Annotated in this window: 19 protein-coding genes; 12 read left to right on the top strand and 7 right to left on the bottom strand. The window is 57.2% G+C overall.

The annotated features are described in order from the left end of the window. The first annotated feature begins 191 nt into the window (after positions 1-191). The 7 genes from OQ273_RS07735 to OQ273_RS07705 all read left to right on the top strand — a co-directional run bounded on the left by OQ273_RS07735 (position 192) and on the right by OQ273_RS07705 (position 6,628). Positions 192-899 (top strand): GntR family transcriptional regulator, encoded by a 708-nt coding sequence (locus tag OQ273_RS07735; RefSeq protein ID WP_267989878.1) that lies wholly within the window; start codon positions 192-194, stop codon positions 897-899. Positions 900-909: 10 nt separating this feature from the next. Continuing rightward, positions 910-1,998, top strand: coding sequence for a cupin domain-containing protein (locus tag OQ273_RS07730; protein WP_267989877.1), 1,089 nt, complete (start codon positions 910-912; stop codon positions 1,996-1,998). Positions 1,999-2,060: 62 nt separating this feature from the next. Beyond that, positions 2,061-3,263, top strand: a complete 1,203-nt coding sequence (locus OQ273_RS07725) for an ABC transporter substrate-binding protein (protein ID WP_267989876.1) — start codon at positions 2,061-2,063, stop codon at positions 3,261-3,263. A gap of 17 nt (positions 3,264-3,280) precedes the next feature. Beyond that, positions 3,281-4,054, top strand: coding sequence for an ABC transporter ATP-binding protein (locus OQ273_RS07720; RefSeq protein WP_267989875.1), 774 nt, complete (start codon positions 3,281-3,283; stop codon positions 4,052-4,054). After that, complete coding sequence (locus OQ273_RS07715) at positions 4,051-4,770, top strand: ABC transporter ATP-binding protein (RefSeq protein ID WP_267989874.1); 720 nt, start codon at positions 4,051-4,053, stop codon at positions 4,768-4,770. Before OQ273_RS07720 ends, OQ273_RS07715 begins: the two co-directional genes overlap by 4 nt. After that, complete coding sequence (locus tag OQ273_RS07710) at positions 4,767-5,657, top strand: branched-chain amino acid ABC transporter permease (protein WP_267989873.1); 891 nt, start codon at positions 4,767-4,769, stop codon at positions 5,655-5,657. Before OQ273_RS07715 ends, OQ273_RS07710 begins: the two co-directional genes overlap by 4 nt. After that, positions 5,657-6,628: a branched-chain amino acid ABC transporter permease gene (locus OQ273_RS07705; protein ID WP_267989872.1), complete on the top strand. Its 972-nt coding sequence runs from the start codon at positions 5,657-5,659 to the stop codon at positions 6,626-6,628. Before OQ273_RS07710 ends, OQ273_RS07705 begins: the two co-directional genes overlap by 1 nt. On the opposite strand, the gene OQ273_RS07700 is transcribed toward OQ273_RS07705, so the two are convergent. After that, positions 6,625-7,062, bottom strand: a complete 438-nt coding sequence (locus OQ273_RS07700) for a DUF1489 family protein (protein ID WP_267989871.1) — start codon at positions 7,060-7,062, stop codon at positions 6,625-6,627. The two genes, OQ273_RS07705 and OQ273_RS07700, sit on opposite strands and share 4 nt — an antisense overlap. Before the next feature lie 78 nt (positions 7,063-7,140). Continuing rightward, positions 7,141-8,541: an L-serine ammonia-lyase gene (locus OQ273_RS07695; protein ID WP_267989870.1), complete on the bottom strand. Its 1,401-nt coding sequence runs from the start codon at positions 8,539-8,541 to the stop codon at positions 7,141-7,143. Positions 8,542-9,104: 563 nt separating this feature from the next. Between OQ273_RS07695 and OQ273_RS07690 the strand changes: the two genes are divergently transcribed. The 4 genes from OQ273_RS07690 to OQ273_RS07675 all read left to right on the top strand — a co-directional run bounded on the left by OQ273_RS07690 (position 9,105) and on the right by OQ273_RS07675 (position 12,256). Further along, positions 9,105-9,797, top strand: coding sequence for a DUF599 domain-containing protein (locus tag OQ273_RS07690; RefSeq protein WP_267989869.1), 693 nt, complete (start codon positions 9,105-9,107; stop codon positions 9,795-9,797). 140 nt (positions 9,798-9,937) lie between these two features. Then, positions 9,938-10,822 carry a DMT family transporter gene (locus OQ273_RS07685; protein WP_267989868.1) on the top strand — a complete coding sequence of 295 codons (885 nt, stop codon included), beginning with the start codon at positions 9,938-9,940 and terminating at the stop codon, positions 10,820-10,822. Position 10,823: 1 nt separating this feature from the next. Beyond that, positions 10,824-11,792, top strand: coding sequence for a heparan-alpha-glucosaminide N-acetyltransferase (locus tag OQ273_RS07680; RefSeq protein WP_425493410.1), 969 nt, complete (start codon positions 10,824-10,826; stop codon positions 11,790-11,792). After that, positions 11,753-12,256: a methyltransferase family protein gene (locus tag OQ273_RS07675; protein ID WP_267989866.1), complete on the top strand. Its 504-nt coding sequence runs from the start codon at positions 11,753-11,755 to the stop codon at positions 12,254-12,256. Before OQ273_RS07680 ends, OQ273_RS07675 begins: the two co-directional genes overlap by 40 nt. Positions 12,257-12,262: 6 nt before the next feature. Here OQ273_RS07675 and OQ273_RS07670 read toward each other — a convergent pair whose 3' ends face one another. From OQ273_RS07670 to OQ273_RS07650, 5 genes are all read right to left on the bottom strand, one after another. Beyond that, complete coding sequence (locus tag OQ273_RS07670; RefSeq protein WP_267989865.1) at positions 12,263-12,649, bottom strand: MerR family transcriptional regulator; 387 nt, start codon at positions 12,647-12,649, stop codon at positions 12,263-12,265. A 101-nt stretch (positions 12,650-12,750) separates the two neighbouring features. Further along, entirely contained in the window at positions 12,751-14,166 is a 1,416-nt protein-coding gene (mgtE, locus tag OQ273_RS07665; protein ID WP_267989864.1) for a magnesium transporter, read from the bottom strand. A 162-nt stretch (positions 14,167-14,328) separates the two neighbouring features. Further along, entirely contained in the window at positions 14,329-15,336 is a 1,008-nt protein-coding gene (locus tag OQ273_RS07660) for a threonine ammonia-lyase (RefSeq protein WP_267989863.1), read from the bottom strand. Positions 15,337-15,343: 7 nt separating this feature from the next. Continuing rightward, positions 15,344-15,730, bottom strand: a complete 387-nt coding sequence (locus tag OQ273_RS07655) for a methylglyoxal synthase (RefSeq protein WP_267989862.1) — start codon at positions 15,728-15,730, stop codon at positions 15,344-15,346. A 28-nt stretch (positions 15,731-15,758) separates the two neighbouring features. After that, entirely contained in the window at positions 15,759-16,253 is a 495-nt protein-coding gene (locus tag OQ273_RS07650; protein WP_267989861.1) for a GNAT family N-acetyltransferase, read from the bottom strand. Between the two features lie 165 nt (positions 16,254-16,418). On the opposite strand from OQ273_RS07650, the gene OQ273_RS07645 reads away from it, so the two are divergent. Then, positions 16,419-16,868: an SRPBCC family protein gene (locus tag OQ273_RS07645; protein ID WP_267989860.1), complete on the top strand. Its 450-nt coding sequence runs from the start codon at positions 16,419-16,421 to the stop codon at positions 16,866-16,868. Positions 16,869-16,899 lie beyond the last annotated feature (31 nt).

The raw sequence follows: 16,899 nt of genomic DNA, 5'->3' as shown, positions 1-16,899 counted from the left end.
AACTGCCTTCAGGATGGTCACCGGTATTGACCCATTGGCCCCAATTCGTATACAGCTTTTGAAATAGTTCAAGCTTAAAGGAATGCGTTTCCGCCGGTATTTGCGCTTTGGCATATTGTTTAAGAGAACTGCTGCCAAAGTTTCGTATACAGTTTTGCGCCGGATTGCCACAGTGTCAGGGGACAGGTGAAATGACTGTTGTAAAATCCTCTTCAGTTCATTCTGCCGGGCAAAGCACCAGTGTTCATATTCACGACGTCCTGGTCGGACGCATTCAAAGAGGCGAGATAAGCCCTCAGGACCGTCTGGTCGACACCGCCATTGCTATGGAATTTGGAGTATCGCGCATGCCTGCGCGAGATGCCCTCATGCGGTTGGCCCATGAGGGTTATCTGGAGCCGACAACACGCGGTTTTGTGCTGCCACGGCTTGATCATGTCGAAATTCTCGAAATCTTCGAACTTCGACAACTGCTTGAACCGCGGGCCGCAGCCCTGGCGGCGCAAAACCTGTCAGATGAGGACCTCGAAACTCTTGAGCAATCCCTGGGCAATGCGGGGGCGGCAATGGCCGCAGGCGACCAGGAACGATTCTTTCGAGCCTGTGAAATCTTCAGGAACGGATGGATTGCGGCCGTTTCGAACTCATCGCTGCGCGGCGCATTGCACCGCTACATGACACAGGTCCAGGCAGTACGTTTGATGACCTTCGCGGATCCGGCAAATCATATGTTGATTGTCGAAGGCAACACCCGCCTCTTCGAAGCTTTTCTTGCCCGAGACGCGGTCGGGGCCGCTGACCGGATCATGCGTTTCGTTTTTGACGGGAAAGCAGCCTATCTGGCCGCTCATGCCGAAATGAAGATAGACCGGCAAAGACCGCCGGCCAAAGCAGGATAGTGGATCAGGCATGACCGAAACCCGTGCAGAAATCAGATTGCCAACCCAGGACCTCAGCAAGGACCTACCGTTCTTCACCAAGACGCTGAAGATGCGCCTCGACATGATCTATCCGGCGGACAACCCGGAAATTGCAGTGTTTTCAGGTCACGGCCTTCGGCTCCGGGTGGAAAAGGGAGCGCCTGAAGGGCCTGGAACACTTCGGATTCTAACCGAGGCTCCGGAAGAATTTGCCGACGGTGAACGTGTACTGATCGCGCCGAACGGAACCCGGGTCGAGATCGACGAATTGAAACCGCCATTGGTCCTGCCGAAAACCGAACACGCCTTCGTTGTGCGCAGGCTGGCTGACCAGGCTCCCTGGGTTATCGGTCGCGCCGGCATGGCCTACAGGGACCTTGTGCCTACGCGCCTGGGCGGTGCAATGATTGCCTCCCACATTCGGGTGCCGGATGGCCCGGTGCCCGACATGGTTCATTTCCACAAGGTTGGATTCCAGCTCATCTTTTGTGTGCGTGGCTGGGTCGATGTTCTTTATGAGGATCAGGGCGGCATGCGCCGGCTAACCGCCGGCGACTGTTTCATTCAGCCGCCGGAGATCCGGCATCGCGTCATGCATGCCGCCGACGGCATTGAAGTGATAGAAATCGGCGTTCCAGCCGAACACATCACCGAAATCGATCATCAGATGACCCTGCCGACACCGAATGAGCGGCCTGATCGCGAATGGCAGGGCCAGAAATTCGTGCACAGCCTCGCAAAGGACGGCGTGTTTGAACCGTTCCGTATTCCCGGTTTTGAGGCGCGCGACACCACAATCTGCGAAAACACAAAGGGAGTAGCCTCGGTCATGGTCGCACGGCCGACCCAAGAGGACGCCCCCTGGACTAGCCACGATTGCGATATTCTGTTCAACTTTGTGCTGGCAGGCGAAATGACGCTTGAAGGCGAAGGAAAAGACCCGTTCCGCCTGTCTGCCGGTGATGCCTTTGTCATCCCGCCTGATATGGCGACACGATACAGGGGCGCGACGACCGATCTGCAGTTGCTCGAAGTGAGCCTGCCGGGACGGTTCGAAACTGAGGTTTTGCGCGATTGAACCTGTTGGCAGGAGATGACAGGCGCGTATGAAACGCCAAACAACGATAAGGGGAGTAAAGCATGAAGAAGATTACAATAATGGCTGCAGCCGCAGCACTGCTTGGTGCCGTGAGCGTGGCCCAGGCGGATGAAACAAAAATCGGCGTTCTGATGGATATCACCGGACCGATCGCCAACTTCATTCCACCACTTCAGAACGCGGCCAATCTTGCCGTCAAACACGTCAACGACCAGGGCGGCCTGCTCGGCGGCAAAGCCGTAGCGGTCTACGGCGATACGACCGGCACGTCGCAAGGCGCGGTCGATGCCGCACAGAAACTGGTGAACATCGAGAATGTGCCGATCATCATGGGTTCCCTGATGTCGGGCACCACCATAGCGGCAGCCGAGGCAGCTATCATTCCGGCCGGTGTTACGCAGATTTCGCCAACGGCAACGTCTCCGGCAATGACCGATCTGCAGGATAACGGGCTGGTTTTCCGCATTGTGCCCTCGGACAACTATCAGGGTGAGATCCTGGCCAAGATGGTGCTTGAGGAAGGCATCGACAAAGTCGCGGTCACCTACGTGAACAATGACTACGGCGTCGGCATCGGCCAGACGTTCATGGAGGCTTACAAGCAGGCCGGCGGTGAAATCGTCGCCGAGGCCAAGCATGAGGAAAAGAAGGATTCCTACCGCTCCGAACTGGCAAGCCTTGCCAAAGGCGATGCACAGGCCCTTGTTGTAATTGCCTATGCGGGCGACTCAGGCGGCAAGATCGTCAGGCAGTCGATCGAAGGCGGCCTGTTCAACAACTTCATCGGAACGGACGGGCTGCGCGACGAGCTGTTGATCAAGAATGTCGGCGCGGACGCTCTGAAGACCTCGTTCTTTTCATCCCCCACCTCTCCTGCTGAAAACCCTGCGCAGAAAACGCTGCATGACGCTTACAACGCCGAATATGGCGAAGGAGCCGACAAGGCCTTTGTGGACCAGACCTACGACGCGACCTTCCTGACGCTTCTTGCCGTTGAAAAGGCAGGATCGACAGACCGGTCGAAAATGGCTGCGGCCCTGCGCGAAGTTGCGATGGCGCCGGGTGAAAAGATCGGCCCCGGAGAATGGGCAAAGGCCATTGCCTTGATCAAGGAAGGCAAGGATATCGACTATGACGGTGCCAGCGGCACGGCCGAGTTTGACGAAAACGGTGACGTTGGCGGCTATATCGGTAAATTCGTGGTCGATGGCGACGGCTACAAACAGGTTGCGATTGTAGAATAAGCCGAACTGATCGCAACGTGATCGAACTGGAAAAGATCTGCGTCGATTTTGGCGGTTTGCGGGCTGTGGACCACGCGAGCTTCAAGATCGACGCAGGCCTCATTACCGGCCTCATAGGCCCGAACGGCGCCGGCAAGACAACCGTCTTTAACGTCATCGCCGGCGCCGTTAAGCCGAGTTCCGGGCGGGTTCTGCTGAACGGCCGCGACATTACCAAACTGAAACCCTATCAGCGGGCTCAGGCCGGTATGGCACGAACATTTCAGATCCCGCATGAATTCACACGGCTTTCTGTGCTTGAAAACCTGATGGCGTCCGCCTCGGCGCCCGAGGGAGAAAATGTCCTCAACGTAGTTTTCCGGCGTGGGCGATATTCTGCCGAGGAACGCGAAATCTACGATACGGCGCGTGAAACCGTCCGTCTGCTGGAACTGGACCATGTCATTGACGAAAAAGCCGGCAACCTGTCCGGCGGGCAAAAGAAGCTTGTCGAGCTTGGACGCGCACTCATGCGCAAACCCGAAATCATCCTGCTCGATGAAATCGGTGCCGGTATCAACAGGACACTGCTTGCCAAACTGGCGGACAAGATTTTGATGCTCAACAAGGAGCGCGGTCTGACCTTCTGCCTGATCGAGCATGACCTCGACTATGTCTCCAAGCTTTGCGACCACGTGCTTGTGATGGCGCAGGGTTCACTCTTGACGCAGGGGTCGGTCGAAACCGTCAGACGCGACGAGCGGGTCATTGAAGCCTATTTCGGCGGCGGCAAGTACGAGGCCCATTCATGACCGAGCAGCTTTGCGTAAAAGGCCTGACGGCAGGCTATGGCGGCCCGCCCATCATTGAAGACATTTCCTTGAGCGTGGAACCTGGAGAAATAGCGGTGGTTCTCGGCCCGAACGGAGCCGGAAAATCAACACTGCTGAAAACCATATTCGCGCTTACAACGGTGTCCGCAGGTTCCATTCTGCTCGGCGAGCGCGAACTGACGGGTTGCAGGACATCCGTGCTCGTGCCGCTCGGAGTTTCGGCGGTCCCCCAAAGCAAAAACATCTTTCCATCCATGACAGTGGATGAGAACCTCGATGTGGGAACCTATGCCGCTCCGCCGCCGGACAAGGATGCCACCCGGGAGAAGGTCCTGTCCCTCTTTCCCGATCTCAAAGGAAAGCTGAACCAGCCCGCAGGCGAGCTCTCGGGCGGACAAAGGCAAATGGTGGCAATGGGCCGGGCGCTGATGAGCGAACCGAAGCTCGTCTTGCTGGACGAGCCGACAGCGGGGCTTTCGCCCGCATATCTGGAGCGCATATTCGACCTCCTGCTCGACATTCGCCAGACCGGCATCACCATATTGATGGTCGAGCAAAACGCCCGGCAGGCTCTGCAAATAGCCGACCATGGCCATATTCTCGTAAACGGGCGCAACCACGCCAGCGGAACCGGTAAGGAATTGCTGGCCGATGAAGACATTCGCCGCCTGTTTCTCGGAGGCACCGCGGCATGAGTGAATTCGTCAATTTCTATCTGTTCCCCGCGCTGACCATCGGCAGCATCTATGCGCTTGGCGCGGTTGGCATCTCGATGATCTTCGGCATTTTGCGTTTCGCGCATTTTGCCCATGGCGACCTGATGACGGTCGGCACCTACGGGGTTCTTGCGGCCGCAGCGCTCATGCCCGTCAATCCCCTGCTGCTCATTCCCTTCGGAATGGCACTGACGATTTTCTCGGCGCTTTTTGTGGACCGGTTTTTCTACCGCCCGTTACGTGCCCTGCCGACGATCTACACCGTCATCGCATCGTTCGGCATCGCACTTGTTTTCCGCTCACTGATACAGCTCATCTGGGGCGCCGAAAATCAGATCTTTTCGACCGGTGTGCGTCCGCCGCTGGTTCTGTTCGATACGTTCCGGGTTTCCGTCCTGCATTTACAGGCAATCGTGGCAACCGCGATCATTGCCGTTCTGCTGCACTTCTTCCTGACTGCTACCAAGACCGGACGTTCGATGCGGGCGGTTGCAGACGATCCGGAGCTTGCAGAGGTCTCCGGCCTCGACACGGCCAAGGTGGTGCGCTGGACCTGGATTATCGGCGCTGCCCTTGCAGCTGTCGCCGGGACCTTTGCAGCGCTCAACACCAGCGCTCATCCCAACCTCGGCTGGAACCTCCTTCTGCCGATGTTCGCGGCCGCGATTCTTGGCGGCATCGGCAAGCCGATGGGCGCGATGGCCGGCGGGTTTATCATCGGCATGGCGGAGGAGCTTTCATCCTACCACTGGATCGGAGACAGCGCCCTGATCTCACCGTCCTACAAGACGGCCGTCGCCTTCGTCATCATGATCGTGCTGCTGATCTTCAGGCCGCAGGGCCTCTTTAAAGGAAGGCTGCTGTAATGGAGTTCACCGGCCTTTTCTTTTATCTCGTCAGCCTGCTGATCCTCGGTGGCATCTATGCGCTGTTGTGCCTTGCGCTCAACATACAGTGGGGCATGGGCGGCTTGTTCAATGCGGGAATTGCCGGCTTTTTCGGCGTCGGCGCCTACACCTCCGCGATCCTTACAACAGCGGCCTCGGGCAAACATCTCGGCGGGTTCTCGATGCCCGTTCCAATCGGTCTTGTTGGCGCGGCAGTCGTTGCCGGATTGACCGGCTGGGCAGTCGCGAAGATCTGTGTCCGTCTCAAAAGCGATTACCTAGCAATGGCCTCTATAGGAATTGCCGAAATCCTGCGCCTCGTCATCGTCAATGAAAGCTGGCTTACCAATGGCAGCCTCGGCATGTCCAGAATTCCACGCCCCCTCGCCGATCTGACCACGGGACGCATGGCGGATGTCGTCTTTCTTGGCTTCGTCTGGCTGATTGTCCTTCTGGTATTCCTTGCCTCTTCGCGCCTTTATGACAGCCCCTGGGGGCGCAGCCTGCGCGCTATCCGCGACAATGAAGCCTCGGCTTCCGCCGCCGGCAAGGATGTCGAAAAATTCCGCATCCAGACCTTCGTGATCGGCTGCGCCGTCATGGGCATCGCCGGTGGGCTGTCGGCTCACTATTTCCGCTTCCTGTCGCCGACCGCGACCGACCCGCTTCTCGTGACGTTTCTCGTCTGGGTGATGCTGATGGCCGGCGGCTCAGGCAACAACAAAGGCGCTATTCTCGGTGCTCTTGCCATCTGGACAATCTGGTCGGCAACGGAAATCTTCACCAACCGCCTGCCCCCCGAGTGGGCAACCCGCAGCTCCTTTATTCGCATGCTGCTCGTTGGCCTTTTACTTCAGGTGGTGCTGCAACGGTTCCGGTCGGGCCTCATTCCTGAAAAATCGCCGCCGGTCCGGTTCGAAGAAGAAGAGCCGGAACGCCTAAAACATTAAAGCAAACCCAGATCAGCAAGCTCACGTCGCAGCTCAGGCGGCAACTTTAACAGCCCGGCATTGGCCTCGGATAGATCCGCAGGCGCATCTTTGACCGTCAGGTAGCGCCAGCCCTGAAAAGCGCGCCGTGGCTGCCATTGTGTCAGGACAAGGCGCGGCTCCAGGACAATACGGCAGCGCGATATGTCCGCTTTGTCCGTGAACGGCCGGATTTCGACAATGTATTGTCGCACCTGGATGTTGCCCTTGATGACCCAGTAGAGCGAACCGCCATCCAGCAGTTCGTCGAGACGCTTCGGCACCATACGGGTCGTGTGATACTGGATTTCCTCAAGACCGCGGCTCTTCTTGTCAGCCAGACCGAAGTCGATCGAAGCCTGCAGGTCCTCAACGCTCTCGACACCGACGCACAGCTTCACAAGGTTCAAGGTCATGTCATTGACCTATAGGGCTGAGCCGCCCCGTCAAGGACCTTGACGCACATGTCCACAAAGCCGGACCGATTTACAGGCTCAACATTCAACCACGTTGACCGCAAGTCCGCCTTCACTTGTTTCCTTGTAGCGCTCGTTCATATCAAGGCCGGTCTGACGCATGGTTTCGATGCACGCATCAAGTGGCACAAAATGTGTGCCATCGCCCTTCAACGCGAGCGAAGCCGCCGTGACGGCCTTGACGGCACCCAGCGCGTTGCGTTCGATGCACGGGACCTGCACCAGCCCGCCGACGGGATCACAGGTCATCCCCAGATGATGCTCCAAAGCAATCTCCGCGGCATTTTCGACCTGCTCCGGCGTTCCGCCCATCGCGGCTGCAAGTCCAGCGGCAGCCATAGCCGAGGCTGAGCCAACCTCTCCCTGACATCCCACTTCCGCGCCCGATATGGACGCATTGTGCTTGATGATCCCGCCGATGGCGGCGGCGGTGAGGATAAAATCATGAATGCCCTTTGAATCAGATCCGTCATGAAACTGCGTGTAGTAGCGCACCGTCGCGGGAATGACACCGGCAGCACCATTCGTCGGTGCCGTGACGATGCGTCCGCCTGCAGCATTCTCCTCGTTGACGGCCATGGCGTAAACGCTCAGCCAGTCATTGGCCAGCAGCGGGTTGACCTTGTTCTGTTTCCACTCGTCCTGCAGTTTTTCATGCATGGCTTTAGCACGCCGAGCCACATTGAGTCCGCCCGGCATAACGCCGTCGCGGGAAAGGCCGCGGTCGATGCACTGGCTCATGGCGGACCAGATGCCGTCAAGCCCCTTATCCAGCGCGGTCCGCGTCTGGTGGGTCTCCTCGTTCGCCCTTTTCATTTCGGCGATTGAAAGGCCCGAGCTTTGTGCCATCGCGAGCATCTCGGCGGCATTGTGAAATGGAAACGGCACCCCGGGCTCTACCGGCGTTTCCTTGGCAGTCCTCATTGCCTCAAGCTCCAGCTCGGTGACAACAAAGCCGCCGCCGATGGAGTAGTAGATGCGCTTCAGCAGCAAACGTCCATCACCGTCAAAAGCGTTGAACGTCATTCCGTTTGCGTGGCCGGAAAGCGGGGTCTTGCGGTCGAATACAAGGTCGGTCTGCGGATCAAAGGTGTATACCGGATGCCCCGGCGGAGTAATCTTTCCATCAGCCTCCACGCCCGCAATGATGCCGTCCATGGCGTCCGGATCGACGGTTTCGGGATGATGTCCCATCAAACCCAGAATGACGGCCCGCCCGGTACCATGCCCAATGCCGGTAAAGGCCAGCGAACCGTGCAGGCTGACGGTCATGCCGGCAACGCTGTAGCCGGACGGACGCGGCCAGTCACCGTTCAGGATTTCATCGAGAAAACGGCTGGCGGCAACCATCGGGCCCATCGTGTGTGAACTGGACGGACCGATACCAATCTTGAAAACATCGAAAACGGACAGAAACATGTGTGGCGCCTTCGGAAAATGGACCCTGACTTGAGTTTAAATCCGGTAGCGAAAATACCGAAACCGGTAGCCGACATTGACTTGGCAGACCGCGACACCGCTAGGTCCAAAAATACAAACAGCGCGGGTCACGACCCGCGCTGCCTGAACAAACTTCGTTGTGTAGATCCGGCCTAAAGACCACCAAAAAGATAGATCAATGCCAGCAAGCCCACAAACCCAAACACTGCTCTTGCAGTGATGCCCCAACAGGACTTTTGGACTGTTTCTTCCATATTGGCTCCAGAAGATGCCTCAAAAAAACCACCTGCATTTCTTTGTGCCGTGTGGTGGAGCAGTCTTCTAGAGGAAGGAAAATGCCTTCGCAACTGCAAAAATGGCGGTTTGCGGGCCGATTTTCCGTAATTGATTCAGAGTTTGTTAATCTTTTCAGCCATTTCAGTCGCTTAGGATGTGGATTCCGACGGCGAAATTTTGTGCAGATTGCGGCAAAATTAGACATTTCCAAGCGTCAATTCGCAGAGCGTCTTTGTAAACCTGCAGACCTGTGACACAGGTAGCACATGAATACGCTCGATTTCATTGCCGCCGCGACCTGCTTTGCCGCCTGGTTTCTGTTTGCCTGGTCAACGGACCGCAAACACAGTTGGCTGCCGGTCAGCCTGACACAAGTCATGCACGTCCATCGCGCGCGCTGGATGGAAAACTGCCTGCGACGCGACCTGAAAATGATTGATACCAGCATCATGGCCAGCCTTCAGCAGGGCACAGGTTTTTTTGCCTCCACAACGCTATTGGCAATCGGCGGGTGCTTTGCGCTCCTGGGAGCCACGGACCAGGTCCTCGGGGTTTTGTCGCACCTGCCTTTCAGCGTGCCGGCCGACCGCGAAGCTTTTGAGCTGAAGGTTGCAGGGCTGATCGTCATCTTCGCTTACTCGTTCTTCAAGTTTGGCTGGTCCCTGCGCCTTTTCAACTACTGTCAGATGCTCATCGGCGCCGTTCCGATGGTCGACGATGCACAGGCAGACCCCAAACATGCCGAACTCTGCGTCAAACGGGCCATTGCGATCAACAAGCTGGCTGGCAAGCATTTCAATGCAGGCTTCCGGGCCATATTCATCTCGCTTGGATATATCGGCTGGTTCATAGGCCCCGTGGTGTTCCTGTGCAGTTCGGGTCTGGTCATGCTGGTTCTTGCCCGAAGGCAATATTTCTCTGCAGCACGCGCCGCCCTCATGGAAGGCGTTGACTTGTAGCCCCGGGCGTTCCAGTCTCCCGGCATTGTTTGACGCGACGCCGCAGCCGGTACAGCCGCGTCAAATCCCTCGAGCGCCGCTCATCAGAACAAATCGACAGGTGCCGCTTGCAGGCCATACAACGCGCTTCAGTTTCGGATTTGTTTCTTGTTGCCCTCACAGCACTGATCTGGGCCTCCTCCTTCATCGCAATCAAGGTGGCAGTGCCGGAGACCGGCCCGTACTGGCTTGCGGCAAGCCGTGTCGCCATCGGCTTTCTGGTGCTGCTGCCCTACGCAGTCTGGAAAGGCATCATCCTGCCAAAAACCGGTCGTGTCTGGCTGCTGGTGCTGGGCATGTCGATGCTCAATGTCGTCGTGCCGTTTCTTTTGATCTCATGGGCGGAACTGTCGATCGACGCGGGCGTAACATCGCTTCTCATGGGCACCGGCCCGTTTTTTGCATTGCTTGGAAGCCACATCTTCACAAATGATGACAAGCTAACCACCGGCAAACTGATCGGCGTTGCATGCGGCTTTGGCGGCGTGCTGGTCATTGTCGGCTTCGATGCCCTGGCCGGCCTCGGCAGGACCAATCTTCTTGCCCAGTTCGCCTGTTTCCTGGCCTCCCTGTGCTACGTCATTGCCGGTCTGATCCTGCGCAAGATCGACATACCGCCCGGGCGGCTGGCCTGTCTTGCCCTTGGCATTTCAACGGCGATTTTGTGTGTGCTTGCCTATTTGAGTGATGGTCTGCCGGATGTTCAGCTAAGCATGCAGAGCACGGTCGCGCTGATTTACCTTGGACTCATACCTACTGGCCTTGCCTACATCATGCGGTTTTACCTTATACGAAAAATCGGATATTCGGCCTTTGCAATGGGTCTTAATCTGATCCCGGTTTTCGGTGTACTGCTTGGTGTCGTGTTACTGGGCGAAACACTGTCGATTCGCATATTGCTGGCTTTGTTGCTTATCGTTTGCGGCCTGTTCATCGCCCGGATAGAGCCAAGGAAACGCATGCCGGGAAAGACCGTCAATGACTGAGATGGGAACAGCAAGGCCGGCCAGTCAGCGTCTTGTCCTCATCGACGTGGCGCGTGGCCTGGCATTGCTTGCCATGGCAATCTATCACTTTACGTGGGATCTGGAGTTTTTCGGATATGCCCCGCCCGGCATGACCACACAAGGCGGCTGGAGGCTCTTTGCCCGCCTGATTGCCGGCAGCTTTCTGTTTCTGGTCGGCGTCAGTCTTGTTCTTGCGCACCGTAAATCCATACGCTGGCGTCCCTTCGGCATGAGGCTGGCAATGGTTGCCGGCGCAGCGCTGATTATTACGGCGGCCACGCGTATCGCCATGCCCGATCGGTTCATCTTTTTCGGGATTTTGCACTGTATCGCTGTGTCGAGCGTCCTGGGCCTTGCCTTTCTCAGACTGCCCGCACTGTTGACGGCTGCAATCGGGGTCGCTGTCATCCTTGCACCGCCCTATCTGGCTTCAACCGCCTTCAGTCACGGACCGCTTCTTTGGTTGGGCCTGTCGGTCTTTCCCGTCCACTCCAACGACTATGTGCCGCTGTTTCCCTGGTTTGGCCCGGTGCTGATTGGCATCGCCACCACCAGGATCGCGATATCCCAAAACTGGCTGGAAACGATTGCCTCATTGGGTGGTGGAAAGAATCCGTTGGGAAAACCACTATCTTTTGCTGGCCGCCATAGTCTTGCCCTTTATCTGATTCATCAGCCGGTGCTGATCGGGTCGGTTTATCTGGCGAGCCTGGCCTTCCCGGTTAATCAGCTTACCAGCATAACCAACAATTGCGTGCTTAGCTGCGCGCAAAACAATTCAGCGGATTTTTGCGAGCGCTTTTGCGATTGCACCGTCAAGCGCCTGGCCGAGGAGGATCTATTGGAGACCCTGCAGACCAGTGGCAACAACGTCGGCCTAACACCGGGCGTACAGGAGATTGTGGACCAATGTACTGCTTCGACCTTGGAGGCAAATCAAGCGGAATGAACGCCTATCGCGCACGACCAAGCAACATGCCGTGGCCACCCATTATCACGGCGGCGGCCGCTGTTCTTGCTGTCCTGTTTGGAATGGTGGTGACATTGCCCTTGCCGGACCTTGCAGCTCTAAGGTCGATCGGCGTACTTTTCGTACTTTCGGCAATCGGTATCGATGTCTGGGCGGCACTTACTCTGCGCGCCGCGCACACGACAATTCTGCCGACACGCAAGTCAAACCATCTTGTAACGACCGGCCCCTTCGCCGTCAGCCGCAATCCGATCTATTGCGGCTACCTGCTTTTCCTGATCGGCCTCGGCCTGATTTTCGCCAGCGCGTGGTTTCTCGTGTTCGCAGCAGCGGCAGCATTGATCATCCAGCGCTATGCGATTGAGCGTGAGGAGCTCCACTTGCTCGCCGTCTTCGGTGCGGAGTTTGAAGCCTATTGCAGCCGGGTCCGGCGCTGGCTGTAAAACCAATCAGGTTCCGACGCGCAACTCCGCCAGGCGGGCAAGACAGGCCTCATCGACATTGTCGAGTTCGGCCAGCGTATCCTCAATATCCTGCCGTTTCTGGTGAAGCTGCTTACGCTTTTCCGTCACCCGTTTCATCATCAGCTCAAGCTGTCCGAGTTCGCCCGGCGGGCCCTTATAGATATCTATGATCTCGCGGATTTCGGCTATGGTGAAACCAAGTCGGCGACCGCGCAGGATTTCCTTGATCAGATGCCTGTCACCGGCCCTGTAGAGCCTCGTCCGCCCCCGACGGTCCGGGTGGATAAGCCCCTCGTCCTCGTAAAAGCGAAGGGTGCGCGTCGATACACCGAATTCGCGCGTGAGTTCGGTAATGGTGTAGTATTTGCGCACTGCGATTCCTGAATTCCTTGGGTTTTAGGAATTTTGTCTTTCTTTTACGTAAAAGTCAATTAAAGCGGATTGGCTCCGACAGAGCAGCATATCAGATGATGTCAAATCAGGCCGAACCACCAGCCGGCAAGGCCAAGAAACGCAAAGAACCCGACGACATCGGTCACCGTGGTCACAAAAACGGCGGACGCAATCGCCGGATCGACATTCAGCTTGTCGAGCAACAAGGGCAGGAATATTCCGGCGATCCCGGCTGACAGCATATTGATGACCATGGCGGCTGCGATCACCAACGCAAGCTGACCGCTCCCGAACCAGACCCAGGTCAGCAGCGCCACGACGACCGCAAACAAGACACCGTTGATAAAGCCAACCGAGACCTCACGGCGAATGATCCTGGCAGCGTTGTAGATGTCGAGATCGCGTGTTGCGAGCGCGCGCACGGCAACGGTCAAGGTCTGAGTGCCTGCATTGCCTCCCATCGACGCAACGATCGGCATCAGGACGGCAAGGGCCACCATCTGCTGAATGGTGGCGTCGAAAAGACCAATGACGAGGGAAGCCAGAACAGCTGTCGCCAGATTGACCATCAACCAGGGAAAACGCGACCGCACGGTGGAGGCCACATCGTCGGAAAGCTCTTCATCCCCGACACCGCCAAGCCGCATGATATCTTCTTCCGCTTCCTCCTGCAGAACATCCACGACATCGTCAATGGTCAGAACGCCAACCAACCGGTCATTCTCATCGACGACAGCGGCAGACAAAAGGTCATATTGCTCAACGAGCTGGGCTGCCTCTTCCTGGTCCATTTCAGCCGGGATGGGGCGCGCCGTCTCATGCATGATCGTCTCGATCTTGATGTCACGCTTGCTGCGCAGGATCCTGTCGAGATCGACGGTCCCGAGAAGCTTGAACGTCGGATCGATTACAAATATCTGCGCGAAGGAATCCGGCAGATCCTCATCCTCACGCATATAGTCAATGGTTTGCCCGACGCTCCAGAATGGCGGGACCGCGACGAATTCCGTCTGCATGCGCCGCCCGGCAGTGTCTTCCGGATAATCGAGCGAGCGCCGCAATCGGATACGTTCGGTAAACGGAAGCTTGGCGAGGATGTCCTCCTGGTCTTCCTCGTCGAGGTCTTCCAGAATGTAAACGGCATCATCCGAATCCAGTTCGCCGATGCCCTCGGCCACTTTCTCATTGGGCAGATCATCAACGATGTCGCGCCGGATGGCCTCGTCGACTTCCGTCAGCGCCGTGAAGTCGAAATCATTGCCCATCAAACGCACAAGCGCGTGGCGCTGCTCAGGCTGAAGCGATTCGATCAGGTCGCCAATTTCGGATTCATGGAGACCGCTGACATGCCCCTTGAGGTAGAGCGTGTCCCGGTCGGCAATGGCCGCGCCGACCCGCGCAACAAAGTCGGGGCGAATAACCCCGTCTTCGTCATATAACTCGTGGCGGTCGGGCGCCGGCTCCGAGGCCGCCATGTGAGCGCGCTGTTCGTCCATTCTTCACGAATCCGATGCCTGTTGGTTGCCGGGACATTAGAGCAAGTTTCCGGCGCCTTGAAGCATACCTCGAATGAAAAAGACGACTGCAGAAAGAATTGCGGCATCACCGTCCGGAGCGGCAGAGCATTTGGTCCTACTGGAGGAAGCGGCTCCGGAGCTTTATGCCGGCCACGCCCCATCGGCCTCGATCAGTATTGTCGCGAATTGATCACGATCCACATTGCCGCCGGACAAAACGACGACGACCGTTCTGTTTTGAAAGCGTTCGCGTTCTTTGACGACGGCTGCAAAAGCAGCACTGCCACCCGGCTCAACAACGAGCTTCAATCGATCGAAGAGTGCGCCAACCGCGTTTGTGACGTCCCGGTCCGACACGACAAACCCGCCAGAGACGAGCCTTTTGATAATCTCAAACGTGATTTCGCCCGGTTGCGGCGTTGCGATGGAATCGCAAAGGGTAGGCTTACCGGTTTCAACGGATATTCTCTGCCCGGCGGATATCGACTGTACGACATCGTCATAGCCTTCCGGCTCCGCACACCAGATTTTCGCCAGCGGCATGCGGGCTTTGACAGCAGTCGCAATCCCCGACAACAATCCGCCGCCTCCAACGGGACAAATCACATCGTCCACGCCGATATTCATATAGTCCGCCTGCCGGGTTATCTCGAGGCCGGCTGTTCCCTGCCCGGAAATGATATCGGGGTCATCGAATGGCGGCACAAGTGTTGCGCCGCTCGAAGCAACCAGCTCTTCCGCCAGGGCGCGACGGTCGTCGCGATGCCGCTCAAAGAACACAACGCGCGCACCATAGCTGCGTGTACTGTCTATTTTTATGCGCGGCGCGTCGCTGGGCATGAGAATGGTTGCCTCCATTCCAAGAAACCGAGCGGCCGCGGCAACACCTTGCGCATGGTTTCCAGATGAATAGGCAACCACACCCTTTTTTCGCCGATCCGGCGAGATGCGGGACAGTTTTGTATAGGCACCGCGAAACTTGAACGAACCGGTCCGTTGAAGACACTCCGGCTTGAACAAAAGGCGCATTCCAAGCACCTCGTTAAGCTGAGCGGACTCCAGAAGCGGCGTGCGGACGATCAGACCGTTGAGCCGCTCCGCGGCATCTTCTATCAGTCTGAGATCAACGGTTTCACCAGTTTCGCTCATGGGATGCTCATGCAGGAGGGTCAAGGAGATAATCGAGCACCGCGTCCGCTGTGGACGGGCTGCACGCCATCGGCAGGTCGTAAACGATCGCCAGCCGCGTCAATGCCTTTACGTCGACATCATGCGGCATTGGCGAGAGCGGATCGACAAAGAAGATCAGCCCGTCCAGATTGCCTTCGGCTATCATCGCGCCGATTTGCTGGTCACCGCCAAGCGGCCCGCTTTTCAGCCTCACCACATCAAGGTCGGGGAAATTTTCCGAGATACGGCCGCCCGTCGTTCCGGTGGCGATAATCGTGACCTTCTTTAGCCGGTCGCCATGGCGGCCGGCCCACTCGACCATCTTTTCCTTGCAGGCATCGTGGGCCACCAAGGCCAATTTTCCGGCGTTCATGAACTGTCTTTCCCGGGCTGTCCTGATTTCAGCCATCCGCTGTGCCTGAAAACTCCTTACACATCGTCACCTTCTCGATATCCTGCTGAAGGCTTGTCGAGTATTTAACCGAAAACGATGTGACCCGATATCCAAGATGCTTGTAAAAAGCGATTGCGTTGGCATTCCTGGCGTGCGTTTCCAACTCGACACGATCATATCCCGCCGACTGGACACTTTGTTCCATCGCCGCAAGCAACACCGCCCCTGCCCCTTTGCGATGATATTCAGGGTCGATCCACAAATCGGAGATCTGGTGATCGAGATTTTCGCGCGCACCCCAGCCCATGATCGTGCCGCGCGAATGCGCCAGCAGAATCCGGTCCCAGTAATTGCTGGTGAAATCACGGTAAGCGGCGTGGGCGTTTTCGCGGATACGATCGATATCTTCTCCCCAGGACACGACAGCCGCTTCCCATGACCGTATTCCGATATGGGTAAGAGGACGCGAATCCTGCGGGCGAGCTTCGCGTATCTCGATCATTTCAGCCTTCCCAATTCAGCGCGCCTTCCTTTCCGCAGCCCGACACGGTATCTGCACGATCAGGCGCACAGTCCGATACAATGCCGTAAAACTCGCACACACCGGCCAGACCATGCAACAAATCACGCAATTCACGATAAACGAACCGTTGCGCCGGGAGAGGTCATGAAAACGGAGCCGTTTTTCATTGCCGCAGCTCCAGTGGCCGTTTTTTCCGCTCTTTCCGATATTGAGGGCCGCAGCCTGATCCTTTCTTCGGTATCGCGCGTCGATGTCATCTCAACCCTGCCTGTACAGACGGGTACGATCTTTAAAGAAAAACGGCGCGGCGCGATGACCGCTCGGCAATGGACCGTGACGACACTACGCCCGCCCCACTTGATTTCATTCCGGCGTCGCCAACTCGGCATGTCCTTATCCCTGGAATACAAGCTCACCGAAGGCCGTGGCGGGACTGTGATAACTGCAACTGTAACAACATGGACATTTGCACCATTTAAGGCGTTTGCCCTCCTTGCAACAGGCGCCTGGAGCCGTCAGTGCGAACGTGATCTGGCCGATATAAAGCGGTATGTGGAGCAGCGGGCTAATCCGGCCTGGCGTCCAGGCCTGTAAAAACCGCGGCCGGGCCGTCGCGGCCATTCAC

Origin of the sequence: Hoeflea prorocentri, assembly GCF_027944115.1 — a bacterium.
In the GTDB taxonomy this organism is placed as follows: Bacteria; Pseudomonadota; Alphaproteobacteria; order Rhizobiales; family Rhizobiaceae; genus Hoeflea_A; species Hoeflea_A prorocentri.
The sequence above is the reverse complement of the archived record's forward strand: the minus strand, read 5'-3'. Positions and strand labels throughout refer to the sequence as shown.